Consider the following 25,222-nt stretch of genomic DNA (forward strand, 5'->3'; position numbering starts at 1 on the left):
TCGTTCGTCCTTGATCAGGTCGCTACTCTATCGAAGAGAACCAGCGCAGAAGTAGCTGGTTCACTTCTTGGGGCCTTTCATATTGAACCCAGTGGCCGGCTCCCGGAATCAGACACCAGTCGCGATAGGGCGCATCAGCGGAAAGCTGTGATGCCGCATCGAGCGGAATTGCTGTCACATCATGCTCGCCCCACACGAATAGCGTCGGCCGGTGGAAACGACTAAGGGATTCCGCCAGGCTTCCTTGTCTGGATAAAGCTTTACTGCGAAAACGCGTCGCCCGGCAGGCTCGCTCATGCACTAGCATCGCCGTCGGATCGATACTGTGATGGTCGTAAAGCATGAGCGCGGCGAGGTTGTGCCGCAATGCTTGCGTCGCTTCCTCGGGGTTGTCGCTGCGCCAGTCCTTCATCGCGATCGTCTGCCGACGCGGACCTCCGTGCCCGGCTGGCCCAAGAAGCGCGAGCTTTGATACGTTGCCGCAGCGGGCCGCCACGTTGGCCGCGACAAGCCCGCCAAATGAAAATCCCGCGAGCTGGATAGGGTCGCCTTGGATCCCAATGCGCTCCACACAGGCGCACACCGCCGACACAAGGTGCTCTAATCGGTCAGCGGCGTGCGGATCGCCCGACAATGAGTCGGAGTCGCCAAAGCCAGGTAGATCTGCCACCCAAAGCTCGTGGTGCGCCATCAGTGGCTCGATGTTCCGAATCCAATGCAGCCAGCTACCGTGGCCGCCATGCAAAAGCACCAGCGGCCGCCCCTTGCCGAACCGCCGCCAAACGACGTCTCGATCCTGCACGCGGAACCGGTAAAGCTGCCCGAGCGACTCGATCCGAGCAATCAAGGCGCTCGGATCGACCGCAGGAGTGGAGTCGACTTTGGTTGTCACGAGCGAAGAACTAGAGCATCAACCGCAACGACGCCCTGCCCCTCCGGCAGAACCATCATTGGATTCACTTCAGCTTCAATGATGTTCAGCTCTGGCTTGACCGCGAGCTGCGATAACGCAGAAACGGCTTGTGCCAATGCATCCAGATCGCCCCGCTGGCGCCCGCGAAGTCCCGACACCGTCTTCAAGGCCTTGACTTCGGCAATCATGTCCTTCGCCGTACCCACACTTACTGGAGCCAAGCGAATGCTGCGATCTCGGGCCACTTCGGCCCAGATTCCACCGGCTGCCAGCATAATGATCGGACCCGCTTCGGGGTCGATGCGATACCCAATAAGAACCTCGGTAAGCCCCTTCGTCATTGGCTGGACCAGCACTTCTTCGCAACGCTTCCCCTGCGCTCGTTCGGCGAGGTTGGTACGCAACGTCGCAAGCGCCTTCTCCAGACCGGCCTGATCCTGAATACCAAGGACCACGCCACCAACCTCGGTCTTGTGAGGAATTTCTTCCGAGCACACTTTGGCGACTACGGGAAAGTCAAACGAGAGCGCCGTGGCAGGGCCTTGCAGGGGCATGGTGACCGCAGGGGCATGGGGCACGCCGATGCAGTCGAGAACCTCGTAGGCCTGGGACTCACTCAGCGTACGAGTATCAGTGGTCGACGCTTTCACGCTCGGCTGAGCGCCAGGCGCACGTCGCGCAAACAGCGATGCGATAGCGTCGGCGCAGGCTTCCGGGGAACGGAAACACGGAACGCCAGCCGCGGTCAGGGACGCCAGCGCTTCAGGCGCATCCGGCACTAACATCGCTGCGAGAGGCTTGGAGCTTGTCGCGCTGTCGATGATCGGCTTAACGGCAAGCTGAGGTTGGAATCGGGCCGACGAGCCGACGACAGCAAGTACCAAGTCGAACTCCGGCGCTTCAAACATGATATCCAATGCGCCTTTCATGACGCTATAGTTGGTACCAGCCAGCGTCAGGTCAAGCACTCGACCCGGCGAGACAGCAATGCCCGCCGCCTCCAGCTTCGCAAGTGTCTCCGCCGAAGCCGGTTCCACCACGACATCGCGGATTCCGAGCTGGTCAACCGCCATGGCAGCACCGCCACCGGTCGTTGTCACCACCCCAACGCGCTTGACCGTCCCGGCGCTCCCGGTCAGAGGAATCCGCTCGGCAAGAGGGAAAGTTTCCAGCAACGCCTCCAAGACGCCGACGCGAGCAATACCGAGATCCTTGAGGAAGGCATCGGCGATATCATCCTCGCCAGCAAGCGCCCCGGTATGCGTCGCCGCCATTTCGGCCGCAGCCGCAGACCGGCCAAGCTTGTACGCGATGACCGGCTTACCCCGCTTCGCGGCTTCGACGGCAAATGCACGCAGCTTGTCGCCGTGTCGCAGGCTCTCAAGGAACAGCAGATAGCCACCGATTTTCGGGTCATCGAGCGTGGCGGCGCAGATTTCTCCAACACAAAGATCGGCTTCACCGCCCACCGACACCAGACCAGCAAAGCCGACGCCGCGTGCCTTGCCACGCGACACCAGCGACCCAATCATGCTACCGCTGTGACTTGCCACGAACACACGTCCCTGAGGAAGCTCGGGCTCGGCAAAGGCGGCATTGGCGGTGAGGACGAGTCCAGACCGCGGATTGACGACACCCAAACTGCTCGGACCGAGAATCCGCAGTCCCGTGGTCCGGCTGAGCTCAGCCAGGGCGGCTTCCCTCTCTGCACCTTCCGGGCCAGATTCGGAAAAGCCGCTGGCTAGAATAGTCACCACCTTCACGCCGATTCGCGCGCATTCTTGCGCAGCATCGAGCACCGTATGGGTTGGCGTCAGGATGAAGACGTGTTCCGGGACCTCGGGCAGCTCTGCCAAGCTCGGATACGCAGTCTCACCTTGCACAGTATGACGATTCGGATTGACCGGGTAGACCTTGCCTTGGAAGCCCGCAGCACGCAGGAACTTGAGCGGCCGGCCAGCGGTCTTGGCAGTGTCGTCCGATGCACCGTACAGTGCCACGCTGCGCGGGGCCAGCAGAGCCTGTGCGAGAGAAGCATCCGGCTGAATGGTGGCGGTCGTGTTCATAGTTAATCCAGTGTTACTTTTACGGTCTTGAAAACTTTCGACATGTGATCGACGTCCTTGTCGATGTATGCCTTGAACTCGGTCGCAGTGTTGCCCACCAGCACTGCACCCTGCGGCAGAAGATTGTCGCGCAGTTCCTGTGCGCCAGCAGCTTTTATGGCGGCTTGCTGCAGCTTCTCAATGATGGGCTTGGGCGTGCCTGCGGGAGCAAACAGCCCGCTCCAGGAGTCAACATCGAAGCCAGCCAGACCAGCCTCTGCCATGGTTGGCACGTTAGGCAATACGGCAAGGCGCTTTGGAGACGCCACAGCAATGGGACGCACCTGACCGCTCTTGAAATACTGCATCGCGGATATGGAGGTCATGAAGGCCATTGATACATTGCCAGCGACCAAATCGGTGATCACGCTGGAGGCGCCCTTATAAGGAACGTGAATCAAGCTGATACCGGCCTGCTGCTTCAGCATCTCGCCAGCCAAATGCTGCGTGCCGCCATTGCCTGTTGATGCGAACGAAAGCTTGCCCGGCTGCTTCTTGGCAAGAGCGATCAGCTCTGCCAGATTTTGCACGGGCAGCGTCGGGCTTACCGCCAAAATCGCTGGCGCCGACATGATCTGCGAAATGGGTTCGAAGCTCGTCTTGACGTTCCATTTCAGGTTCTTGTAGACGAAACCGTTCGAGGCAATCGGAGCGGCCGCAAAGAGCAGTGTGTATCCATCGGGCTTCGCAGACGCCACCTGGTCGGACGCGATATTCGATCCGGCGCCGGGCCTGTTGTCCACGACGAACGGCTGCCCCAGCGTCGACTGAAGCTGTTTGGCCACCAGTCGAGCCACAACATCCGTCGGGCCGCCTGCTTGGTAACCGACCACAATTCGAACCGGTCGAGTCGGATAGTCGGCAGGCGATTCGGCCTTCGCGGCACCACAGCCTAACGCCAGAGCCAAGGGAGTGATCAGCTTAAGAGCAAAATTGCGGTTCATCTCTTTCAATCCAACTTCAGGTTGATGGAGCGCGCGAAAGTCGTTCCCAGGGAAACCTCTTTCTTCAGATAAGCGGAGAACTCTGCCGGCGTGCTACCCACGACCGTCGCCCCCTGCTCTTCGAACGCCTTGCGAACATCCGGCATTTCCATGACCTTTCGGACTTCCTTGCCGAGCTTTTCCACAATCTCCTTTGGTGTGCCCGCAGGTGCAAAGAGACCGTTCCACGAATCAATCTCCACACCGGCAACACCCGCCTCTGCCATGGTCGGAACGTCCGGCAATTGGGGGATTCTGTGATTGGAGGTCACTGCAATTGGACGAAGCTTGCCGCTCTTGAAGTACGGCATGGAACTGAGTACCGTCATGAAGTACATGTCGGTTTCGCCGCCAAGCACTGCGTTCACCGCCGGGCCGCTGCCCTTGTAAGGCACGTGAAGAAGATCGATTTTGGCTTTGCTCTTCAGCAATTCGCCGGCAATATGCGGAACGGAACCCGGCCCCGATGACGCAAACGTGTACTTGCCAGGCTCCTTCTTTGCTTGCGCAACCAACTCCGAGACAGTCTTGGCATTCACTTTCGCCGGATTGACGGCGAGCACCGCAGGAGCCGACATCAGTCGGGAAATCGGCTCAAAGCTCTTGATGGCGTCATAGCGGATGTTTTTGTACAGCACGCTATTCCACGTCAGTTGCGCCGCTGCGATCATCAGCGTATAGCCGTCGGCCGGGCTTGTGGCCAGCATTTCAGACGCGACGTTCGAGCCCGCGCCGGGCTTGTTGTCGATGACGAACGATTGGCCCATCGACGCCTGAAGCTTTGCTGCGATCATCCTGGCCGTTAGATCGGTGGGGCCGCCTGCCGGATACCCGACAAGAATGCGAACAGGCTTGTTGGGATATGAAGGGGCGGCTGCTTGTGCCTTGACCGACATAGGAACGAGCAGCGCCATCGCGAGCACCGAAGCGCCGCCGAGCTTGTTAATCATAAGTGTCTCCGGTTGTTTTATTTGAATCGGGCTTATGCGCAGAGGTCAGCTTGCTTTGGGCGGGCGTTGCGAGAAAGTACGCTCGAACACGCCTTCGGCGATACGATTCTTCAGCATCTCAATCGAACCGCCGGCGATCATCCAACCGCGGATGCGACGCAGGCAATATTCGACGATCGACTCTTGGCTGTAGCCCATGCCGCCCATAATTTGCAGGGCTTCGTTGGCGACGTCCCAGCCGGCCTGGTTACAGGCAAGCTTTGCCATAGCGGTGCTGTGCGCGGAGGGCAGGCCGTGCTCTCCTTCCATCGCAGCGCGATAGAGGAGCAGTTGAGCAGACTCCAGCTTCAGTGCCATCTCAGCGAACTTCCACTGAATGCCTTGGAACTCGCACAGCTCTCGCCCGAACTGTTTGCGGATCTTGGCGTGCTCGCGGGCAATGTTGAAGCAGTGGCGTCCCAATGCCAACGAGCGTGAGGAATTGCCCAGGCGTTCGACATTAAAGCCCGAAATCTGTCGTTTAAAGCCGCCTTCGCCCAGCAGAAGATTTTCCTTGGGGATGTGGCAGTCTTCGAAGTAGAGTTGGCACCATTCTTCGCCGCTCATGAACTTCGACGGCTCACCGACCTGGAAGCCCGGGGCGCCACGTTCCACCAGGACCGAGCCGATGCCGCCAACACCAGGCCCGAAGCGTACGTAGATCAGGAAGAGCTCGGCTTCCGGGCTGTGCGTGGAGAAGATCTTGCTGCCATTAATAACGTAGTGATCACCGTCAAGGCGGGCAGAGGTCTTGAGTTCAGTGACGGCGGAGCCGGCTTCGGGCTCCGTCATGCCCAGCGCGATGAGTTTTTTGCCGGCCAGCAGGTCCGGCAGAAAGCGCGCTTTTTGTTCAGCCGATGCGTACTCGACGAAAGTTCGGATGGGGCCGAAGTTGCCGGCCTGCACAATGTCTGCACTCTTTGGACAGACTAGGGCGACTTCCTGGATGGCGATGACCGCATGCATGAGAGTGCCGCCCTGGCCCCCGTCTTCCTCAGGAAATGCAATGCCAAGCAGCCCTTGCTCTGCCAGCATCTGTGCAGCATCCCAAGGATACTGGGCGGAATGTGCACGCTCGAGCGCACCGGGAGCAAGCTTGTCTTGTGCGAAGCGTCGCACAGATTCCGCAAATGCCTGATGCTCTTCGCTAAGTTCAAAGTTCATTTCTGTCTCTCTGATTGGGACCGTTGACAGGTATCAGGATGGTCCATTCAGAGATAGTTGTGAACTTCGAGTTTCGAATCCAGCTAGAACATAAGGTAATACCTAAACCAGAACCACTCGGTTGCGAACATTTGGACAACCATCGACAACGGCCTATGTACTTGCCACTTAGGCCATTTCCCGCGCTACGGTGTCAAGAAGCCACTCTCGGAATGCAGCGATCTTCCTCGGTTCGCGTTGCACCTGAGGGCGCACGAGGTAGTACGCCTTCTGGCGGCTCCAAGGCTTGGCGAAGGGTCGAACCAGCCGTCCGGAGTCCAGTTCCGCCTTCAGCATGGGGGCCTGGCCAATTGCGATCCCCATTCCGTCAAGGGCGGCCTGCCAAGTCAACACGGAACTGCCAAAACTCATGCGTTCGCTGCCAGAAGCCAGTTCGGTCATTCCTGCGAACTCAAGCCATTCGTCCCAGTCGGTGCGGCGGTAATGAGACACAAGAAGGCGGTGTTTCAGCAGTGCGTCCAATTTCCCCCGTGGGCCACGGTGGGTCTTAAGATACTCAGGCGTGCAAACCGGCTCGATTTCGTCATGGAACAGCAGGTCGCTATTGACCCGTGGCCAGCCACCGTCCCCGAACTGTATGGCAACGTCAGCGGAGTCGCGGTCAAAGTTAACGTCGGGTATGGCGCTGTCGATCCGCACCTCGATACTGGGATGCTGCTCCTGAAAGGCGGGCAGGCGAGGGAGTAACCACTTGGCAGCAAAGGTCGTATAGGTACGAACCCGTAGCGCGCCCTGTGAGGAATTGCGTAGCAAGCGCGCGGTGGCTGCCGCAATCGAGTCAAATGCTGGAAGCACTTCGCTGGCGTACGTCTCCCCGTGCTTCGTAAGCGTCACACCGTGTCGCTCGCGTTTGAAAAGCTCAACCCCAAGGTAGCCCTCCAGCACCGCAATTTGGCGACTGACTGCGGATTGGGATACGTGAAGTTCCTGGGCGGCGAGCGTCAGATTGTTGGTGCGCGCAACGATTTCGAACACCCGTAACGGATTGAGGGGGGGGATACGTCGAGCCATAGCCGCCATGTCGCTAGAAATGACATTAAATTATACCTACCGACGCAATTGGAAGTGGCACTTGTGTTCGCAAAACGCCAAAATTTTGATCGGAGGCGGCTCAACCCCGAGTCAGCCGGCATGGGAAATCGCTCGTGAATACTCAACAGAAGCCCGTCGTCCTAATCACCGGTGCAGATCTGGCTCAGCCTGCCCTGGATCTTCTCCAGGAATTTGAAGTAGTTCTTGCAGGCAAGCAGCCCACCGAAGATCAAGTCATCGCTTTAGCAGCGCAGCACAACCCTGTCGCGATCATTGCACGCTATGGAAAGATCACGGCGGCGATGATGGACGCCGCGCCGGGGTTGCGCGTGATCTCTCGCCATGGCAGCGGCGTGGACGTAGTCGACCGACATGCTGCAGCGCAACGGGGAATTTTGGTGCGGGCTGCTGTGGGAGCCAATGCCGCCGCGGTTGCCGAGCATGCTTGGGGACTCATCCTCGCGTGCGCGAAATCAGTCATTCACCTGAACTCCAGAATGCGTGGCGGGTTTTGGGACAAGGCCACGTACAAGACGATCGAACTGAACGGCCGTACGCTTGGTATCGTCGGGTTCGGTGAGATCGGCCGACGGACCGCGGCGATCGGCGTAGCCATGGGCATGAAGGTGCTGGCCTTTGATCCGTTCGCGACGTCGGCACCCGAAGGCGTAGAACTCGTGTCGCTGGATGAGCTCTATACGCGATCGGATGTCGTTTCGTTGCACTGCCCCCTTACTGACGAGAATCGGAAGATGATCAATCGCGACACGTTGACCCGCTTTAAGGACGGATCCATCTTCGTCAACACAGCGCGCGGCGGCTTAGTGGACGAGCCCGCCTTGATCGAAGCTCTCACGTCCGGAAAGCTCTATGCCGCAGGGCTGGACAGCTTCGAAGTCGAGCCGTTCACTCCGGGGCATCCTTTCTGCGACGTGCCCAACCTAGTTCTGTCACCGCATGTCGGCGGCGTAAGCGATGCGGCATACGTCAATCTCGGCGTAACGGCAGCAAAAAACCTGCTGGCGGCCCTCGAAGCGGCCGTCACAGCGTGACGCAGCGAATGCGTCCATGACAAACTCCCCGTCATGCGCACGAACGGCACCTGATTTCCCTGTTCCAGCGGGGGCGACGGACTGCCACTGTCATGTATTCGGGCCGTACGGGCGCTTCCCCCTCGAGGGGGAGCGCACTTACACCCCGCCTGAATACACGCCATCGGCCTATCTTCGGCTACTCGACTCCTTGCATCTCAACCGTGGAGTGCTCGTTCAGCCGTCCGCTCATGGACTCGACAATCGAGCGATGCTGCACGCCCTGGCAGCAGCGCCCGACCGTCTCCGCGGGGTCGCGGTGGTTGACCCCAGTCTTGGCACACCGGATCTCAGAACGCTCGCCGCACAAGGTGTATGCGGCCTCCGCTTTAGTCGGCTACTCAGCCAGGGGCACGCCCGCTACAAGAACGCAGTAGATGTCCGAGAGTTACACAAGGTGCTTCCAGCGCTTCGTGAACTTGGGATGCACGTTCAACTCTGGTCCGACATCGATGTTTTAGTCGAACTGGAGCCACTGATTCGCGCTTCACGTGTCCCCTTTGTGCTGGATCATATGGGCCGTGTAGATCCGAATCGCGGAATCGACGATCCGCGATTCTCGGTACTGCTTAGCTTGCTCGCGGAGGGCCTTGTGTGGGTAAAACTAACCCCTTACCGCGTCTCAGCAGCGTATCCGGACTACGAAGATATTCGGCCATTCCATGACCGGTTACTAGCCACGAATCCGGAGCAGCTTGTATGGGGTTCTGACTGGCCTCATGTCAACATGGCGCACAGTTTTCCAGACGCCGGTCACCTGCTCAATCTGCTGAGCGGCTGGACACCAGATCGCGCCCAGCTCGAAAAGATCTTAGTCCACAATCCTGCGGCACTGTACGGCTTTTAGTCGGCACATCGCAGGCGAGCGTCTTTGCCTGCTGCCGTGAGCGCGTCATCGAAGGGGGCCGGTGTCGAGATACCGGCCTTCTATCATTCAGCTTTTAGCAGGCCTTGCTTGGCAAGCATGCCCGCGCGGGCGTCCTCGTCACGCATCAACGTGTCGAATTCTTTGGCTGTCGCTGGAGACGCGATCGACCCAAGGTCCTGCAATCGTTGCTTAACCGCAGGGTCAGCTAGTGCGCGATTCAGGGCGTCATGGAGCGGCTGGAGAATCTCCGGCGGCGTCTTCGCCGGCGCCATCAGGCCGGAAACCGTCACCACCTCAAAATTCTTTAGACCGTGCTCTTGTAGTGTAGAAACCTGAGGCAAATCGAGGGCTCGCATTTTGCTTGTGACAGCCAGAGCGCGCAGCTTGCCTGCCTTTAGGTTTGGCAGAGAGGATGGCAATTGATCAATGACTGCGTCGAGCTGAGATCCCAGAAGATCGGTAATGGCAGGAGCGGATCCCTTGTAGGGAACAATCGTAAATGTTGTTCCGAGCGCGGCCTGAAGCTGGATGATGGCTACGTGATTAGTTGTCCCGACACCCGCGTGACCAATGGAAACCTTACCGGGATTGGCCTTTGCGAACGCCGCAAGCTCTTGGAAGGACTTGAATCGGCTGTTGACGGGCACCTCCAGGACCAATGGCGTGACGGCCATCATGCCGATCGGGGCAAAATCTTTCGGCGTGAATGAAGGTTTTCCGATTATCTTTGGCGTGTAGGCGAAACTTCCGTTCGCGGTAGCAACGATCGTATAGCCGTCGGGCTTTGCACGGGCCGCTGCCTCGTGGCCTATCAGTCCGCCGGCTCCCACCCGGTTATCGACGACAAACGATTGGCCTAGTGCCTTCGACATGTCTGAAAGAACGGTGCGCGCTGTGACATCAAGATTGCCTCCCGCTGCGAAGGGAACAATCACGGTTACAGGCCGCGACGGATAGGGTTCAGCAGCAGCGCAAGCGGCAAAACCAGCTAACGCGAACAAGGAAAGCCGCACAAATTTTTGAGCTTGCATAAGAGTGTCTCCAGAGCGGGAATGATTTTATGCACTCTATTTTGCTTACCGCTGAGCGATCGAAACACTTCCAAAACTGCACTCAGATATGAGTTCTAATCATATGTTGAGGGTCTAAACCAGCGCTATGACGTGAGCGGCGCCAAGAACAGGTCACGCCACCGCTTTGGACTGGGTGATAGATGAAGCAACAAGTCGCTTTGGCTGATGATCGTCGCCGTCCTCGACAAGAAGTGGACCAGGTCAGCTCGCGTGATGACTGCCATTGCACCTGCAGCGGTGTCAGCGCCCGTATAGCCAGCCGGCAGGACCTTTTTAGGGTCATCGTAGACCCCGAAAATGTAGGGTTCGCAGAATCAAGAGATCCACCTAAAGCAGGCCTTCGGCGCGTGGTGCGGCCGGCTGGAAGCCGCCCGTGCTCCCCTCCAATCATCGATTCACATATGTGAATTTCACCTTTCACCATTGGCCCTGCTGAACCACTATGTGCTCAGGCCAACAGCGTTCACGCGCCACACAGTCCAGGGAGCACAACTTGTCAGCTCAACCCATCAAATTCGCGGTCAGCCCTCCGGATCCGCGTATAGCAACTCTCCGCGATGAAGTTCGCGCATTTCTCCAACATGCCCGCCAGGAAGGATTGCTCCGCGACAGTTCGCACGGGTGGGCAGTCCCCGACCCTGCGTTCAGCCAGGAACTCGGACGCCGCGGGTGGATCGGGATGACCTGGCCTAAGCGCTATGGCGGACATGAGCGTACCGCTCTCGAACGTCACGTCGTCACGGAGGAATTGCTGGCCGCAGGCGCGCCGGTGCGTGCCCACTGGGTGGCCGACCGGCAGAGCGGTCCTCTTCTGCTCCGGTTCGGCACCGAGCACCAGCGTCACACCTTCCTGCCGGAGATGGCGGCCGGACGGCTTTACTTCTGCATCGGCATGAGCGAGGCCGATTCGGGCTCCGACCTGGCTTCGATCCGGACCAAGGCGGAAAAGATCGACGGCGGATGGCTCGTCAATGGGGCCAAGATCTGGACCAGCAACGCGCACCGCGTGCACATGATGATCCTCTTCGCACGCACCGGCCCGCGTGGCGAAAGCCGCCGCGAAGGCGTCAGCCAGTTCCTGGTCGACCTGAAAACGCCTGGTATCACGATCCGGCCCATCCTGAACCTCGCCGGCGAGCACGACTTCAACGAAGTCGTCTTCGCGGATGTGTTCGTGCCCGACGCCATGGTGATCGGCACCATCGGCAACGGCTGGCAGCAGGTCAACAGCGAACTGACCTACGAGCGTAGCGGTCCCGACCGTTGGATGAGCAGCTTTCACCTTCTGCGCGCCTATCTCGATGAAGCCGATGTTGATTCTGACGTGGCCGCGCCGGTTGGCAGGCTGGTCAGCAAGCTCTGGACGCTGCACCACATGTCGATGTCCGTGGCGCTCATGATGGAGCAAGGCATCACGCCGAGCGTCGAGGCTGCGCTCGTGAAGGATCGCGGCACACAGTTCGAGCGCGAAATCCCCGAAGTGCTGCGGTTGCTGACTACCGAAGCCGGCCGCGCCGAAGGCGCCCTGCCCTCCCTATTCAACGACTCGCTGGAATATTCGCTGCTGCACGCCCCCTCCTACACGATCCGGGGCGGCACCAAGGAAATTCTGCGCGGAATCATTGCCAAAAGCCTGGGGTTGCGATGAATGATATTTCCGAAATGCTCACGGACAGTGCGGCGCGCCTGTTTGCCGATGTCTGCACCCGCGAAGCGCACGATGCCGCCGAAGCCGGCGCCTGGCTGTCCGACGCCTGGTCGTCGATCGACGCCGTTGGCCTCACCTCGCTCGACGAGATCTGCGATGACGCCGCGACGGAATTCATTGTTATGGCAGCGCTCGCCAGGACGGCTGGTGCGTTCGCCGTCCCGCTTCCGATCGTCGAGAACTTGATCGCGCAGAGAATGCTGCGCTCGGCGGGACTGGAAACGACGGGCGCGCCGGCGACCATTGCCGTCAATCTTCCGCAGAATAGCCTGACCCTTCGCCAGGAAGGCAGCAAGTTCATCGTGAGCGGTGCGCTGAAGCGCGTGCCATGGGGCAGGCACTCCGCCGAGATTGTCGCGACGGCTGCGGATGAGGCCGGCCATGAGCGGACCGTCCGACTTGCCAATATCAAGCCAGTGCGCCAAGGCAGCAATCTGGCAGGCGAAGCGCGCGATGACTTTGCGATTCAGGCCTGCCTTCTGGAAGCCGGTGACGTCGGTACGCCGCGTAGCGGCCTGCTCTCTCCGTATCTCGAAGCGGCGCTCATGCGCAGTTTCCAGATCGCCGGCGCACTGGAACGCGTGCTGGAGATGTGTGTGCAGTACAGCACGGAGCGCGTGCAATTTGGGCGACCCATCGCGAAGTTCCAGGCGATTCAGCATCAGATCGCCGAACTCGCCGGGCATGTCGCAGCCGCATCGGTGGCCGCGGATGCCGCGCTGCTGGCCGCGCAGCATCGCGATGCGGAATTCGAGATCGCGGCGGCCAAGCTGACCGCCAGCGAGGCCGCCACGACCGGATATGCGATTGCCCACCAGGTCCATGGTGCGATGGGCTTCACGCACGAGCACGCCTTGCATCTGAGCACGCGCCGGCTGCTCTCCTGGCGGGACGAATTCGGGTCCGAGGCGCAGTGGGCGACGGCAGTCGCCCGGCGACTGAATAGTGTCGACCACAATGCATTGTGGCAATTCATTACCGCGTCATCCGATGCGGTATCCCAGACTGCGGGGAACTGATCCCATGCTACGAAACCTCTTCTCTCCCTCCAGCATCGCAGTGGTCGGCGCGACGGCGGGAGCCGCCCGCATCGGCGGCAAGGTCTTTTCGACGCTACTGGCGCACAAGTACGCGGGTCGGCTGTACCCGGTCAACCCGTCACACAGCGAAATCTCCGGGCTCAAGGCCTACCCATCAGTGGAGGCGATAGGCCAGCCCGTTGACCTCGCCTTGATCGCCATTCCCGCAGGACGTGTCCCCGATGCGGTTCGCCAATGCGCCAAGGCGGGCATCCCTTACGTCGTCATCTTCAGTTCCGGCTTTGCCGAGGAAGGGGAAGCCGGCAAGCGCCTTCAGGCCGAACTCGATGCGATTCGTCGCGAGACCGGCATCCGGATCTCCGGGCCGAATGCCGAGGGCTTCTTCAACGCCATCGACTGCGTCGCCGCGACGTTCAGCCCGGCAATCGGCATCGACAGCGGCAAGGACCGGCAAGGCAAGCGCATCGGGGTGGTGTCGCAAAGCGGCGGCCTCGGCTTTGCCCTCTACAATCGAGGCCGCCGCGAAGACCTGCTGTTCAGCCACATCTGCAGCGTCGGCAACCAGGTCGACCTCGAGGCCGCCGACTATCTGGAAGCCATGCTCGACGATCCGCAGACGGGCATCATCCTGATGTATGCCGAGTCGTTCAAGAGCCCGCGGCGGTTCATCAGCCTTGCCAACCGCGCCGCCGCCTCCGGCAAGCCGATCGTTATGGCGAAGGTTGGGCGTTCGACGGCCGGACAACGCGCTGCGGCTTCCCACACCGGAGCGATCGCGGGACCCGCGGTGGTCTGCGATACCGCCCTCGCCCATGCCGGCGTGATCCAGGCGCACGATCAGGACCAGTTGCTGGACATCGCTGCCGGGCTCGCCAACTACGCCCCAATCACTGGGAATCGCGTGGCCATCATCTCGACATCGGGCGGAACCGCCGTATGGCTGACAGATACCTGCGAAGCGATGGGCTTCGACCTGCCCGAGATCGATGGCGAGCGACAGCGACGGATCGCCGAATTCATTCCCGCATATGGATCGACCGCCAATCCGGTCGACATCACCGCGCAGGGCGTGAACGCCTACGCGCAGTCGCTCGAAGTGCTGGCCGATGCGGACTACCTCGATGCATTCATCGTCGTTTCCTCCTTTGCCCATGAGGCACGGTTGCGGGCGGAGGGCCCGGAGCTGGCCGCGATCGTGAAGAGACTGGGAAAGCCGGTCCTGTTCTACAGCTACACGGTTCCCTCGGAGGGCTCGCGGGCCCTGCTCCGAGACCTAGGCATCCACTGCTTCACCAGCATGCTCGGCTGCGTGAGGGCACTCGCGGGCTTGCGCACCTACGGCCAGCATCTTGAGCGGATCGCCTCCAGCGATGCCAGCCCCGCCACCCTCGCGCTTTCAGGAGCCGGTCGAAAGCTGCTCACTGCAGGCTCCGCCGTTCTTTGCGAGTACGAGTCCAAGGCGCTACTGCAGCGCAGCGGCATCGCATGCCCCGAGGAACATCTGGCGACCGACGTGGAATTGGCACTCGCCGCCGCACACCGCCTGGGGTATCCGGTGGCGCTCAAGCTGCAGTCACCGGACCTGCCTCACAAGTCCGAAGCCGGCGCGATCGCGCTCAACGTGCGGGATGACGACGCGCTTCGCGCGAGCTTTGGGCGCCTGCTGCAAAACGCGCGCGAGCACGCGCCCGAAGCGCAAATCCGGGGTGCCCTGGTTCAGCCGATGGCCGCCCGCGGCGTGGAGATGATCGCCGGCATCGTCAACGACGACGAATTCGGCCCGTTCGTAATGGTCGGGCTGGGCGGGATCTATGTCGAGGTCCTGAAGGACACCGTGCTGGCGCCGGCTCCGGTCGACAAGCAGACCGCGCGCGACATGCTCCGCTCGTTGAAGGGCTGGCCCCTTCTTGCCGGCGTGCGCGGCGAGTTGCCTGCCGATGTCGAGGCGATGGCAGACCTGCTCGTCGATCTGTCGAAACTCGCTCTCTCGGCAGAAGACTGCCTGCAAGAGCTCGATGTCAATCCGATCTTCGTCCACGAGCAAGGCAAGGGCCTGACCATCGTGGACGCCCTCGCCATCAGGAGACCCCAGTGAGTGAACTTCTTTTCGATGTATCGGAGCGCATTGCCACCATTACGCTGAATAGCCCGGAAAAGCTCAACGCTTTCACGACCGACATGCTGCTGGGGTGGGGCGATGCGTTGCTGGAAGCGCAGCGCCGGGACGACGTGCGCGTGATCGTCCTCACGGGCGCCGGCCGCGCGTTCTGCTCCGGCGGCGACGTCGGCAGCATCGGCGAACGGCGGGAGGCCGAGAACGCCTACATGCGCAAGGTATCGCTCAGCGAACGCGTTCATCGCATTCCGCTGATCATGGAGACGCTGGACAAGCCGGTCATCGTGGCCGTCAATGGCGTGGCGACCGGCGCGGGCATGGACATGGCGCTGATGGGCGACATCCGCATTGCCTCGAGCACGGCCCGATTCGCCGAGACCTACATCCGGATCGGAATTATGGCTGGGGATGGCGGCGCCTGGTACCTGCCCCGGCTGGTCGGGATGCCAAGGGCGCTGGAACTGCTGTGGACCGGGCGCTTCGTCGAGGCCGAGGAAGCCGATCGGATCGGCCTCGTCAATCACGTGGTGCCGGAAGCCGAGTTGATGCCTCGCACAATGGAGATGGCCGGAAAGATCGCGAATGGCCCGCCGCTGGCGATCCGGATGATGAAGCGCGCCGCGTATCAGGGCGTCGACCTCAGCCTGCGGGCGCACCTGGACCAGGTGTCCTCGCATATGGGCGCGATCTTCTCGACGGAAGACCACAAGGAAGCGCTCGCCGCACTCAGGGAGAAACGCGCGCCGGTCTTTGTCGGACGATAGTCCCGACCCGCCTGACATACAGAACAATCAGGAGACAACGATGTTGAGAAAGTCCTTTGCCATCATTGCCGTGGCGCTATCCCTGTCGGCGGTCGCCCACGCGAGTCCCGACGCGTATCCCAGCAAGCCGGTCAAGCTCATTGTTCCCTACAGCGCCGGCGGTTCGACCGATAATATCGCCCGCCTGCTCGCGGAGCGCCTGCGCATGGAACTCAAGCAACCGGTGATCGTCGAGAACCGACCGGGTGGCAACAATCTTATCGCGGCACGGGCGCTGCTGGCCAGCCCGCCCGACGGCTACACGTTGATGCTCGCCACAAACGGACTGCTCTCCGTGGCGCCTGCCCTGTATACCAGGCTGCCGTCCAATCCGGTCGATGGGTTTTCGCATCTTGGCTTCATCAGCGGCTACCCTTACGTCGTCGTAACGCGCGCGGACCAGAAGCAAACGCTGCAAGACTACATCACGCGGGCGCGCAGCAAGCCCAATTCCGTCTCCTACATGGTCGTCGGCAACGTGACGGCAGTGGCGGGCGCCATGCTGAAGGCGCGCAGCAAGACCGAGCTTACTGAAATCCGGTACAAGGGCGGCGCCGATGCCATCTCGGACCTCGTCGCCGGCAGGGTGGACTTCGGTCTCGTGGCGCCGTCCGTGGCGTCGCCGCTGATGAAGGCCGGCAAGCTCTCGGCGCTGGCGGTCACGACGAAGACACGGGTCAGTACCATGCCGAACGTCCAGACCGTCAGCGAAGAAGTTGCAGGAATGGAGGACTACCACGTGGACGTCTGGAGTTCACTCATCGCACCGCCTGGCCTGCCTCAACCCATCGCCAACCGAATTGCCGAAGCGCTGGCAAAGGTGACGAAGGATCCCGGCTTCGCGGCCGATCTGGCGAAGAACGGGGAATATCCGATCCAGGGCGGACCTGCGGATGTGAAGGCGAGAGTGTCCCGCGAAATACCGATGTGGAAATCGGTGGTCGCGAGTACCGGCATGTCGCCGGTCGAGTGAGACACCGCGCTTCATCGCCGCTCTTCACCACGCCCCCGCCATTGGGATATGCTGACCCTCCCCCGCCCTCACGCCTCGAGCGCAGCAATGGTCAAGTCGGCAGTTCGCATCATCGAGATCCTGGAGCTGTTCGACCGGCTCCAGCGTCCACTGACGCTTTCCGAGATAGCCGACACCCTCGGCTATCCCAGATCCAGCACGATGGGGCTGCTCCAAAGCCTCAGGGCGATGGACTACATGGCGTTCGACGACGAGGAGAAGCACTACACGCCGACCAATCGCGTCGCGCTCCTGGGTGGCTGGCTGCACGGTCGCGTATTCCAGGATGGGGTGATCGTCGGGCTCATGAACCAGCTTCAACGCGAGAGCGGCGAAACGGTAATGCTCGCACTACAGAATGGCATGCATGCCCAATACGTCCACACGGTCCAGTCGCAGGACCTGCTTCGCTTCTATCTTCGTCCGGGCATGCTGCGCCCCATCTGTCGCAGTGCGGTCGGTCTTGCCCTGTTGGCGCAGCAATCGCCCGAGCGCGTCAGGCGGCTGGTCGAGCGGATCAACGAACAGCAGATCGACCCGAGCGGTCCTGTTTCCTACCCCGCCCTGTCGCGAACTCTCGATTCTGTGCGGACGCAAGGCTATGCGTACAGCGACGCGGTGACCGAGGACGCGTGCGCAATCGCCATTGTGCTTCCGTCGCGACGAGGGCAGCCTGCGACGGCACTGGGCGTATCGGGCCCGACACGACGCCTTGGGAAGCAGAAGGAAGCGATGTACCGGCTGATGAAGGAACTGGCCGTGGAGCACCTGAGCGCCCGTTTCCCGCTGCGTCGACCGGTCAAATAGCGGCCAGCCCCCGCGCCACGCGATCGTTCCGTCCGCCACCCGATGCGAGTCCTTGCCGAGCTTTCCCTGCTGCGCCGCGAAGTCGCGGCCTTCGCCAGGGAATTGCGCTGTGAAGCGTTGACCCTGTCGAGACGACAGGGCAGGACTCAGCAGGCGCTCATCGAGGAAGCACTGGACTACTATCTGCTCGATGCCCGGCCACGGACGCGATTGGTCGCGTTCGCCGCCGCCGTCGACATTTGCCCGCACCTTGCTGCCCGGCGCCTGCACGATGTGCACCAGGCAGCATGCGATTGCCTGCTGCTTCGCACCCTCTTCTGGTCGTCGGCCCAGCGATTGAAGCGCTTCGGATGGCTATGAAGACTGGCTCAATCCACCGTGGCGCCTAACGCCTTCACCGGGGGGACGTCCAACGCATCGGAACTAGTGTGAGCCCCATCCGATTTCCCGCATCACGAAGCCAACGAGATGCACGGCCATCTGGGCATCCTCCTCCGAAACCGCCCGCAGGCCTCGAGCGTGCGCCTCATTGTCCTTTCCACGAGGATGCAGCGTGCGAATGATCTGGAGCGCGCCACCAAGTGCGATCCGTGGCTCCGCGAGCTGTTGAAGAGCCTTAATGCACGACCCCAGGTCCTCCTTGAGGAGGGCACGGTTTCCGCTGGTTTGGCATAGCCAACGCGATGCCAGAACGGTGCAGGCGTTCCGGCATTGGTCGACGATCGATGTCGGTAGTTCGCGATAGGCGGCATCGAGGACTCTCTCGATGGCAGCCTGCACCACGGCAAGGTGATCGGGACCGACCTGGGCCTTGTTCAGCTCCGGGAGAATGTCAAAGGCGGACTCGGCCCGTAGTGTCACCATGATGCCCAGACTAGCGGTCCGCTCTTCTGAATGATGCGCCACAGTGAATACGCGTGAGCTACGCCGATGGCAAGGTGCGAGCCTTCGCCCCGCCTGGGCTTGCTCAGCAGTTCCGTGCATTCGATGTATACGCCCAGCTCCTTGCTGACCTTGCCATTACTGCGGGCTGCGCACAGATCCGACTGGATTGCGGGATGCGCATCGACCAGAATTTGCTCCCAGGCGTGTGAGCCGAATTTCTGGAATAGGCGTCCGCGCCGGACACGGGAAACCGGATCGAATGACTCCTCACGGAACATCCACGTGAAAGGATGGCTATCCAGGCCCATCGGCACCTTCGTGAAATCCGACGCCGCCTCGATGAGCGTGGCTTGTGATACCACAGGGGTTGGCATCACGAGGTGCGAGGGACTACCGCGGCCTTCGTAGACCAAACCGTTTGATCGTTCGATTCCTAGACGGGTCATAAAAATTTTGAATGCTTGGCGTGCCGGTGCGTGTCTGAGGGACGCCCCGGGATTCGAAAATCCGCCATATCCTCTGCAAGCCGATTATTGAAAAGAAAATTCATCGCTTGCAGTAACTGAGCTTCGTTTATCCGACCCGGTAAAACTCCACCGACTGCCCCGCATTGACCGCCCGCCGCAGCCAGTCGGGCATGTCGCCCTGCCCGTCCCAACTCTGCCCTGCGGCGTTGCGGTAGCAGACCACTGGCGGTGGCGGTGGCGGTGGCGCTGGTGCGGGTGGCGGCGGGGGCGGTGGAGGAGGCGGATCGAAGCACCCCGCCGCTTCCAGCTCCTCCATGGTCAGCCCGTAGTCGGCCATCTCATTCTGGATCCAGCGGATCGCCGCCGCCCGCTCATTGATTTCTGTCATCGGTGCTGTCGTTGCTGTCGTCACTGCTGTCGCTGCCGTCTTCCGGGTTGGAGGCGGCCGTAGGCGCGCCCTGCTGTTCGTCGTCCCGTTCTTCGCCCGGCCCGTCCGCCTGCTCGGTCGACGCCGGGCCGCCGGCCTTGCGCCACCGCCCACCACCACTCTCCCCCCGCCGCTCGGGCGGCCCCATCCGCAATTCTGCCAGCAGCTGGCGCGCCAGCGCCGCTTCGGCCTCGGCGCGCTCGGCCCGGCGCTGTGCTGCGGCCAGCTCCGCCTGCACCGCGTCCAGGTCGTGCGCCGCTTTGCGCTGCGCCTGCTCGGCGGCCGCGAGCCGATCGGCGAGCGCCGCGGCCTGGGCCTCGAGCCGGGCGCGGACTTCGGCCTGCGCCACGGCCGCGTCGCGGGCCTCGCTGCGCGCCGCCACCAGTTCCCCGCGCAATGCTTCGGCGGTGCGCTCGCTCTGCTGGCGCGCGGTGCGCTCGGCGTCCAGTTCGCGCAAGGCGCGGCGCTCACTGGCCTCGGCCCGATCCTGGGCAAGGGTCACCTGCTCGCGGGCGCGCGCGAGCTCGGTCGAGAATTGGGTACGCAGTTCCGCCAGCTGCCGCCCGGCGGCGTCCAGTTCCGCCCGCCCCGCTTCGAGCCGGGCCTGGGTCGCCGCGTGCGCCTGCCGCTCCGCGACCAGCGCCGCCTGCACGACGTCGTGCGCGTCGCGGGCCTCGCCCAGCTGCGCCGACAGCGCGGCCACCTCCTCCCGCACCGCCGCGGTCTCGGCGCGCGCCGCATCGCGCTCGGCTTGCGCTTCGCTCGCGGCGTGCCGGGCTTCCGCGCGCAGCGTGGCCAGTTCGCCGGTGGCGGCCTCGTTGGCCGCCTGCCAGATGGTCTGCACCGCCCCGGCCGCAATGTCCTTCAACGCATCCGGCAAGTCGGGATGGTCGATGGTGACGCGCGTACGCCCGCGCAGTTCCTGCCAGAACGCCTGCAGCACCTCGGCGGGCGTGCCCATGCTGCCCTTGCGCACCAGGCTGTAGAGCTTGTTGGCGGTGGGCGTGACGCCATAGCGGAAGAACAGCAGCCCGCAGACCTCGCGGTACAGCGCGCGGGTTTCGGGAAAGCGGCCGCGCAGCTCGGCCAGGTCGGTTTGCAGCGCGGCGTCGGTCAGATCCAGGTCGGCAGCGGCCATCGGGAGAAAAAACGGAAAAGTGATGATAAATATTACACCGTAATACGTAACAAAGCCAATTTTAGGCGGCACACTTTAGACATAACTGCGCTTATGTCTATAATGAAGACCATGCCCGCTTCTGACGCTGCCTCGACCGTGGAATCGCCCGCCCTGCCACCCTCCCCACCCGCGTCCGGCCCCCTTGCCGCCCTGCCCACGCCGCTGGAGCAGTTGCGGCTGCCGTCGGCGCTGTCCGGGCGCGACGGCAGCAACCGCGCACCCGCCACGGCCACCCGCATCGCGGCGACCGACGACCTGGCCGCCGTCACCGCCTGGCTGGCGCGCTACGCTGACAGCGCGGCGACCGTGACCGCGTATCGCCGCGAGGTGGAGCGGCTGATCCTGTGGGCCGTGCTACAGCTCGGCAAACCGCTGTCTTCCCTGACGCACGAGGACCTGCTCGTCTATGAGCGCTTCCTCGCCGATCCGCAGCGGGCCGCCCGCTGGGTCCTGGCCGGCAGCAAGAAGCTCGCGCGCAGCCATCCGGACTGGCGCCCGTTTGCCGGGCCGCTGTCGGCCGGCAGCGTGCGCCAGGCGCTGGTGATCCTGAACGCGCTGTTCGCCTGGTTGACCGAGGCAGGCTACCTGGCCGGCAACCCGCTCGCCCTCGCCCGCCGCCGGCGCGTGCCAACCCAGGCGCGTATCACCCGTTATCTGAGTCACGACCTGTGGGAGACGGTCAAGGACACCGTCGCGGCGATGCCGACCGAGACGGGCCGGGAACGCCTGCCTTGTTGCCCTTGCCGGTTACCTCCAGCCACCAGCGCTCGATGCCCTGGGCATCGCGGCGGCAGAAGAACGCCCCCATCGTCGTGGCGGTCAGCTCGGAGGCGCGCAGGCCGCCTAGGTAGAGCACGGTCAGCACCCAGCGGCAGCGCGCCGCATGCGACCCGGCTGGTCCCGGCGACCGACGAGCTGATTGCCGAACTGGCGCGCTACCGCCGCGCCCACGGGTTGCCGCCGACTCCGCAGTTCGGGGAGACGCGTCCACTAGTGCTGCCGGTGATCGGAAGAGCGGGCAGCGAGAAACCCCTGTCACGCGGCGCGCTGCACCTGATCCTGAAAGAGGTATTTGGCATCGCCGCGGCGCGCCTGCGGGCGCGCGGGCCGGAATGGGAGGCGCAAGCCGCGGTGCTGGCCAGCGCCTCGGCGCACTGGCTGCGCCACACCGCCGGCTCGCACATGACGGATCGGCAGGTCGACCTGCGCTTCGTGCGCGACAACTTCGGGCACAGTTCGCTGTCGACGACGAGCGGCTACCTGCACAGCGAGGAGGATGCACGCCATGAGGCCACGCAGGAGCGGCACCGGATCGGTTGGGGTACTGAGAAATAGCGGGACGGCGAGTTATTTCACCATCATGAAACTCTGACCACTCCCATGGGGCTGACCGATGTGTCACCCACTTAGATGCAGAAGTGGTAGATATCTTGATATCCATCTCAAGATGGTATATATTTTGATACCTATCAAAGGAATTCACCATGAGCACCACTGCCAAGATCTTTACCACCGGCCGCAGCCAGGCGGTGCGGCTGCCTCAGGAGTTCCGCTTTGCTGAGCGCGAGGTCTATATCCGCCGTGACCCGTCCACCGGCGACGTGATCCTGTCGCGCCGGCCGGAGAGTTGGGACGGCTTCCTGGCCGCCATCCAGGGCAGCGCCGTGCCGGCAGACTTCCTGGCCGAGCGCGCGCAGGACGAGCAACCCCGGGATCCGCTGGCGGGTCTCGAATGACGCGCTACATGCTTGACACTAATATCGTGAGCCATCTGCTGCGAGGACACCCAGCAGTCGTGGCACGCGTGACAGCCGCGCCGATGGCGACGCTGTGCCTGTCGGTCATCACCGGCGCGGAACTGATGTACGGGCTGGCCAAGCGCCCCGGCGCAGCGCGACTCGCGCGCGCAGTTGACGAGTTGCTGCGTCGGATCGAGGTGTTGCCTTGGCCCCCTTCGGTGATGGCCGGCTATGGTGAAACCCGCGCTGCACTGGAATCTCAAGGGCAGCCGATGGGGGCGCTGGACTTACTGATTGCCGCGCACGCGCTGGAGACTGGCGCGGTGCTGGTGACCAATGACCAAGCGTTCCGGCGCGTCCCTGGCCTGGTGGTGGAGGACTGGTCGGTGCCAACCGGGAACTGAGTCGATGGCGATGTAAATCCGCACAATGGCTGCACGCGGCGCGCTCCACCTGACCCTGAAGGCGGCGTTTGGCATGGCCACGGTGGTGGGCAAGTGCTTCGGCCCATTGGCTGCGCCACACCGCTGGCTCGCATATGACCGGCCAGCGGTCGACCTGCGCTTTGTGCGACAACTTTGGGCACAGCTCGCTGTCGACGACGAGCGGCTACCTGCATAGCGGGGAGGATGCGCGGCATGAGGCCACTCAGGAGCGGCACCAGATCCCCCTGGCTGACGCGCCATGCTGACAGCGCAGCGACCCTACCAACCTACCGGCAGCAGGCCAACCAGTGGCATACTCTTTGCCTTTTTGGCACCGCTCCCCCATGTCCTCTCTTTGCCAATGCCACTGACCGCCTCACAACTTGTCCTTCAGGCGAAGCAGCTTGAGATCGAGGCCGTTCAGTTGATGGCGAGCCGTGTGGAGCTGGCGGACCTGATCGTATGCCGAAGCAAGTGTGTCAACCAGTTCGCAAGCAAAAGTGCCACCTCAGTCCATCCCTTGACGGCGCGAGGGATATTTTCCCTTCCGATCAAAGACTTAACGGAAGCGAAGCGAAAGTGTCACCGGCGCTCCGTATCACAACCAGCCTGGGCCAGTTTTTTGGCTTTCATACGAGGGACGGCAAAACGTCGCCACCGAGCAAACACGGTGGTCAACGTGAGGGGCGGTTAGGGCAAGGGCAACGCCGAAGAATCACAACCCCAGCGCGCTCCCGACATACTTCCGTGACAGCGCTTTGCGGTACCCTGCTCTCATTGGCCGAGCTTCCGTGGGCCTCCATCCATTTCCGCCATAGCTTTCACGGCACTGCGAGCAACGGTACGGTGTTTCGAGAAGCTGTACGTTCACGCGATACGGCGCTTCATAACCGCAGTTCCGACATGCCGATTCAAGCGCGTCCCGGTGCGCTGGACACCGATAGACGGTCTCGATCTGATGCACAACACTGTGATATCCAAGCGCGATGCAGCGACGGCAGTGGCGAAACGTCGGGGCGAAACGTCGGGGCGAAGCGTCGCCGCTCAGTTGGCGCCAGAAGCGCCTCGCGCAGCGTTGTTTTCGGCAGGCCAAGTGTGCCGTGCAATCGCTCAATGTCGACGGCACTGAGCTCCGGCACTATGCCCTCATAGGGATCGATGTCCGGGCCCATTAGATTGGCGACAACCGTCCCCGACAGCGCGTTCGCCTTCTGGAACTTCCACAGGATCGAAACGAGCGATTCATAGGGTTCGATCCATTTCCTCTGGAATAGGTAACCCAGGGCTGGCGATAGCTTAGCCTCGTCGAGAGTGAGAATCGGAAAACTCGGCGGACTGAGCAACACTTCGCTAGGCGGCAGCAAGGACGCGTCCGGTTGCATGGCGTGACTGGACATAGCCGGAATGCCGTACCGCGTGCGCCCATAAGGCGGGGTCAGGACGATAGGCGGAATCGTCCTTCAGTTCGCTCTCCTTGAGCACGATCTCGACTGCCCGCGCGAAGGACTCCATCGGGATGGCGAGTTGCCCCGGGAGATTGGCTCTGTTATGCGCGCTCTCGAACGCCTGCCACAGGACGCCGGCGTCGCTAACCAGCCTGTAACCAGCGTCGAAAGCTGCGGGCACATAGAAGCGAGTAAAGCTCCATTGGCTATCCGCAGGATATGCGGTCTGATCGTACCCATTAAGACACGTCGCCACGTCCTCCGCATTGCGAATACCATGGAAAACCAACTCTTCCACCATCAGGCGCGCGACGATCTGGGTCTTCCCGGCAACTTGCAACGCGCTCTTCTGTGCGAGAAGTTCCTGCTGACCGACGAGGAAGGTAAACAACTTGATCTGCTGCCGATCGAGACTGTCGTGAACATCACGCAGCCACTCGTACTCATTATCGTTGTAGCGCTGTGCCTCGTCGCAGAAAAGCAGCACCGTTCCGCTTCCCGCCCGTGCTGCGGCCTCGCGGATCCGCAGAGCAAGACGCATACGTTTGGATGGGTTGGAACCTGCGTTCGGATCCGGATCGCCAACGGCCTCTAGCAGATTCGCAAAGAACGGGCCTTCGGCATGCCGCGGCTTGTGTTCACATTGCGCGTGGTAGCTCGTCATCTTCGGATGATCGCGCGCAAGTAGTAACCGCACGTATTCGATCGCCCGGGTCTTGCCGACGCGGGAAGGCCCATGTATCAGCGCTCCCATGACCCGGTAGCGTAGACATCGATCAACCAATTCATAGAAGGCTTCGATCGCGGGCGTGGCGATACGATAGTTGCCTGTAACAAGCGGGTGAAGCGACGGATCGATCGGACGCTGAAACTGAGAGGCCATGGCATAC

The 25,222-nt window shown here is 62.0% G+C and carries 25 protein-coding genes and 1 pseudogene; 13 read left to right on the forward strand and 13 right to left on the reverse strand.

Annotation, left to right across the window (positions count from 1 at the left end; translation table 11 throughout):
* Positions 1 to 22 precede the first annotated feature (22 nt).
* From IPF36_RS15545 to gcvA, 6 genes are all read right to left on the reverse strand, one after another.
* Positions 23 to 892 carry an alpha/beta fold hydrolase gene (locus IPF36_RS15545; protein WP_195428632.1) on the reverse strand — a complete coding sequence of 290 codons (870 nt, stop codon included), beginning with the start codon at positions 890 to 892 and terminating at the stop codon, positions 23 to 25.
* Entirely contained in the window at positions 889 to 2,979 is a 2,091-nt protein-coding gene (locus IPF36_RS15550; protein WP_195428634.1) for an acetate--CoA ligase family protein, read from the reverse strand. Before IPF36_RS15550 ends, IPF36_RS15545 begins: the two co-directional genes overlap by 4 nt.
* A 2-nt stretch (positions 2,980 to 2,981) precedes the next feature.
* Positions 2,982 to 3,962 carry a tripartite tricarboxylate transporter substrate binding protein gene (locus IPF36_RS15555; RefSeq protein WP_195428636.1) on the reverse strand — a complete coding sequence of 327 codons (981 nt, stop codon included), beginning with the start codon at positions 3,960 to 3,962 and terminating at the stop codon, positions 2,982 to 2,984.
* A gap of 5 nt (positions 3,963 to 3,967) precedes the next feature.
* On the reverse strand, positions 3,968 to 4,951 hold the full coding sequence (locus IPF36_RS15560; protein WP_195428638.1) for a tripartite tricarboxylate transporter substrate binding protein: 984 nt from the start codon (positions 4,949 to 4,951) through the stop codon (positions 3,968 to 3,970).
* A gap of 45 nt (positions 4,952 to 4,996) precedes the next feature.
* The gene (locus tag IPF36_RS15565; protein ID WP_195428639.1) at positions 4,997 to 6,154 is read right to left on the reverse strand and encodes an acyl-CoA dehydrogenase family protein; all 1,158 of its coding nucleotides are present in this window, start codon (positions 6,152 to 6,154) and stop codon (positions 4,997 to 4,999) included.
* A gap of 168 nt (positions 6,155 to 6,322) precedes the next feature.
* Entirely contained in the window at positions 6,323 to 7,225 is a 903-nt protein-coding gene (gene gcvA / locus IPF36_RS15570; RefSeq protein ID WP_195428641.1) for a transcriptional regulator GcvA, read from the reverse strand.
* 134 nt (positions 7,226 to 7,359) lie between these two features.
* Between gcvA and IPF36_RS15575 the strand changes: the two genes are divergently transcribed.
* Both IPF36_RS15575 and IPF36_RS15580 read left to right on the forward strand, forming a co-directional pair.
* On the forward strand, positions 7,360 to 8,298 hold the full coding sequence (locus tag IPF36_RS15575; RefSeq protein ID WP_195428644.1) for a hydroxyacid dehydrogenase: 939 nt from the start codon (positions 7,360 to 7,362) through the stop codon (positions 8,296 to 8,298).
* Positions 8,299 to 8,314: 16 nt separating this feature from the next.
* Positions 8,315 to 9,184 (forward strand): amidohydrolase, encoded by an 870-nt coding sequence (locus IPF36_RS15580; protein ID WP_195428646.1) that lies wholly within the window; start codon positions 8,315 to 8,317, stop codon positions 9,182 to 9,184.
* 83 nt (positions 9,185 to 9,267) lie between these two features.
* On the opposite strand, the gene IPF36_RS15585 is transcribed toward IPF36_RS15580, so the two are convergent.
* Positions 9,268 to 10,236, reverse strand: a complete 969-nt coding sequence (locus tag IPF36_RS15585; RefSeq protein ID WP_195428649.1) for a tripartite tricarboxylate transporter substrate binding protein — start codon at positions 10,234 to 10,236, stop codon at positions 9,268 to 9,270.
* Between the two features lie 484 nt (positions 10,237 to 10,720).
* Between IPF36_RS15585 and IPF36_RS15590 the strand changes: the two genes are divergently transcribed.
* The 7 genes from IPF36_RS15590 to IPF36_RS15620 all read left to right on the forward strand — a co-directional run bounded on the left by IPF36_RS15590 (position 10,721) and on the right by IPF36_RS15620 (position 18,124).
* On the forward strand, positions 10,721 to 11,926 hold the full coding sequence (locus IPF36_RS15590) for an acyl-CoA dehydrogenase family protein (RefSeq protein ID WP_255519790.1): 1,206 nt from the start codon (positions 10,721 to 10,723) through the stop codon (positions 11,924 to 11,926).
* Positions 11,923 to 13,005 (forward strand): acyl-CoA dehydrogenase family protein, encoded by a 1,083-nt coding sequence (locus tag IPF36_RS15595; RefSeq protein WP_195428653.1) that lies wholly within the window; start codon positions 11,923 to 11,925, stop codon positions 13,003 to 13,005. Before IPF36_RS15590 ends, IPF36_RS15595 begins: the two co-directional genes overlap by 4 nt.
* A 4-nt stretch (positions 13,006 to 13,009) precedes the next feature.
* The gene (locus IPF36_RS15600) at positions 13,010 to 15,121 is read left to right on the forward strand and encodes an acetate--CoA ligase family protein (protein WP_195428655.1); all 2,112 of its coding nucleotides are present in this window, start codon (positions 13,010 to 13,012) and stop codon (positions 15,119 to 15,121) included.
* Positions 15,118 to 15,906, forward strand: a complete 789-nt coding sequence (locus IPF36_RS15605) for an enoyl-CoA hydratase-related protein (protein ID WP_195428657.1) — start codon at positions 15,118 to 15,120, stop codon at positions 15,904 to 15,906. The genes IPF36_RS15600 and IPF36_RS15605 overlap by 4 nt, the downstream gene beginning before the upstream one ends.
* A gap of 40 nt (positions 15,907 to 15,946) precedes the next feature.
* On the forward strand, positions 15,947 to 16,918 hold the full coding sequence (locus IPF36_RS15610) for a tripartite tricarboxylate transporter substrate binding protein (RefSeq protein ID WP_195428659.1): 972 nt from the start codon (positions 15,947 to 15,949) through the stop codon (positions 16,916 to 16,918).
* A gap of 87 nt (positions 16,919 to 17,005) precedes the next feature.
* Entirely contained in the window at positions 17,006 to 17,764 is a 759-nt protein-coding gene (locus IPF36_RS15615) for an IclR family transcriptional regulator (protein ID WP_195428661.1), read from the forward strand.
* 42 nt (positions 17,765 to 17,806) lie between these two features.
* The gene (locus tag IPF36_RS15620; RefSeq protein ID WP_195428663.1) at positions 17,807 to 18,124 is read left to right on the forward strand and encodes a hypothetical protein; all 318 of its coding nucleotides are present in this window, start codon (positions 17,807 to 17,809) and stop codon (positions 18,122 to 18,124) included.
* Between the two features lie 63 nt (positions 18,125 to 18,187).
* Here the strand turns inward: IPF36_RS15620 and IPF36_RS34675 are convergent, their stop codons facing one another.
* The 4 genes from IPF36_RS34675 to IPF36_RS15635 all read right to left on the reverse strand — a co-directional run bounded on the left by IPF36_RS34675 (position 18,188) and on the right by IPF36_RS15635 (position 20,681).
* Positions 18,188 to 18,628, reverse strand: coding sequence for a hypothetical protein (locus IPF36_RS34675; protein WP_255519791.1), 441 nt, complete (start codon positions 18,626 to 18,628; stop codon positions 18,188 to 18,190).
* On the reverse strand, positions 18,622 to 19,023 hold the full coding sequence (locus IPF36_RS34680) for a hypothetical protein (protein ID WP_255519792.1): 402 nt from the start codon (positions 19,021 to 19,023) through the stop codon (positions 18,622 to 18,624). Before IPF36_RS34680 ends, IPF36_RS34675 begins: the two co-directional genes overlap by 7 nt.
* 199 nt (positions 19,024 to 19,222) lie before the next feature.
* Positions 19,223 to 19,504 carry an H-NS family nucleoid-associated regulatory protein gene (locus IPF36_RS15630; RefSeq protein WP_195428665.1) on the reverse strand — a complete coding sequence of 94 codons (282 nt, stop codon included), beginning with the start codon at positions 19,502 to 19,504 and terminating at the stop codon, positions 19,223 to 19,225.
* Positions 19,488 to 20,681, reverse strand: coding sequence for a DNA-binding protein (locus IPF36_RS15635; RefSeq protein WP_195428667.1), 1,194 nt, complete (start codon positions 20,679 to 20,681; stop codon positions 19,488 to 19,490). The genes IPF36_RS15630 and IPF36_RS15635 overlap by 17 nt, the downstream gene beginning before the upstream one ends.
* A gap of 111 nt (positions 20,682 to 20,792) precedes the next feature.
* Between IPF36_RS15635 and IPF36_RS15640 the strand changes: the two genes are divergently transcribed.
* From IPF36_RS15640 to IPF36_RS34685, 4 genes and pseudogenes are all read left to right on the forward strand, one after another.
* Positions 20,793 to 22,058, forward strand: a complete 1,266-nt coding sequence (locus tag IPF36_RS15640; protein ID WP_195428778.1) for a site-specific integrase — start codon at positions 20,793 to 20,795, stop codon at positions 22,056 to 22,058.
* Between the two features lie 149 nt (positions 22,059 to 22,207).
* Positions 22,208 to 22,459 carry an antitoxin gene (locus tag IPF36_RS15645; RefSeq protein WP_133098635.1) on the forward strand — a complete coding sequence of 84 codons (252 nt, stop codon included), beginning with the start codon at positions 22,208 to 22,210 and terminating at the stop codon, positions 22,457 to 22,459.
* Entirely contained in the window at positions 22,456 to 22,866 is a 411-nt protein-coding gene (locus IPF36_RS15650; protein ID WP_195428668.1) for a type II toxin-antitoxin system VapC family toxin, read from the forward strand. Before IPF36_RS15645 ends, IPF36_RS15650 begins: the two co-directional genes overlap by 4 nt.
* 31 nt (positions 22,867 to 22,897) lie before the next feature.
* Positions 22,898 to 23,153, forward strand: a pseudogene (locus IPF36_RS34685) (integrase); the annotation flags it as partial.
* A 645-nt stretch (positions 23,154 to 23,798) separates the two neighbouring features.
* Here the strand turns inward: IPF36_RS34685 and IPF36_RS15655 are convergent.
* Together IPF36_RS15655 and IPF36_RS15660 are read right to left on the reverse strand one after the other, a co-directional pair.
* Positions 23,799 to 24,269, reverse strand: coding sequence for a hypothetical protein (locus IPF36_RS15655; RefSeq protein ID WP_368671155.1), 471 nt, complete (start codon positions 24,267 to 24,269; stop codon positions 23,799 to 23,801).
* Entirely contained in the window at positions 24,238 to 25,215 is a 978-nt protein-coding gene (locus IPF36_RS15660; RefSeq protein WP_195428670.1) for an ATP-binding protein, read from the reverse strand. The genes IPF36_RS15655 and IPF36_RS15660 overlap by 32 nt, the downstream gene beginning before the upstream one ends.
* Between the last annotated feature and the right edge of the window lie 7 nt (positions 25,216 to 25,222).

This window comes from Cupriavidus sp. IK-TO18, assembly GCF_015549295.1.
GTDB classification, from domain to species: domain Bacteria; phylum Pseudomonadota; class Gammaproteobacteria; order Burkholderiales; family Burkholderiaceae; genus Cupriavidus; species Cupriavidus oxalaticus_A.